1 protein-coding gene and 1 pseudogene are annotated in these 536 nt (G+C 47.0%); both read right to left on the bottom strand.

The features are described 5' to 3' along the window. Window positions 1-260: ExeA family protein (locus R7E78_RS29975; RefSeq protein ID WP_318059121.1), on the bottom strand; the 260-nt coding region annotated here is incomplete at its 3' end. Window positions 261-303: 43 nt separating this feature from the next. Further along, window positions 304-536: pseudogene (locus R7E78_RS29970) on the bottom strand (pilus (MSHA type) biogenesis protein MshL); the annotation flags it as partial.

Below are 536 nucleotides of genomic sequence, written 5' to 3'. Positions count from 1 at the left end.
TGTAATTGCTCTCCGTTGAGCACAGGATTGGGTAGATAGACCAATTCCACTTGCGATTCGATCTGTTCAATCAGCTTGCGACAAACCATGGTTTTGCCCGTACCAACTTCACCTGTCACCTTAATCACCCCTTCTCCCATCTGCACGGCGGCTAAGATGGTTTGAATCGCCTCATAGTGAGGCACTAACCCCAAAAACATTTCCGTATTTGGGGTCAGTGAGAAAGGTTGAACTCGAAATCCAAAATGCGACAAGTACATAACGAATCACAAACTCTTTGAAAAGCTAACGTTTCTTCTGCGCTTATTGCGCATCAGGGAACCACTCTTGCAGCAAATCACGCGAGCGCTCTAGCTCTTTTTGCCAAGAGTTCACGCCAACAACGGTCGGTTTAAGCAGAATAACTAGCTCGGTTTTTTGTGTCACATTCGAAGTGTTGCGGAACAAGTGACCCAGAGCTGGCACGTCGCCAAGGAATGGGACTTTTGACACTTGCTCGACATTTTGTTGCTTCATCAAGCCGCCGATAACCACAA

The organism is Vibrio sp. YT-19(2023) (assembly GCF_033337395.1).
The sequence above is the reverse complement of the archived record's forward strand: the minus strand, read 5'-3'. Positions and strand labels throughout refer to the sequence as shown.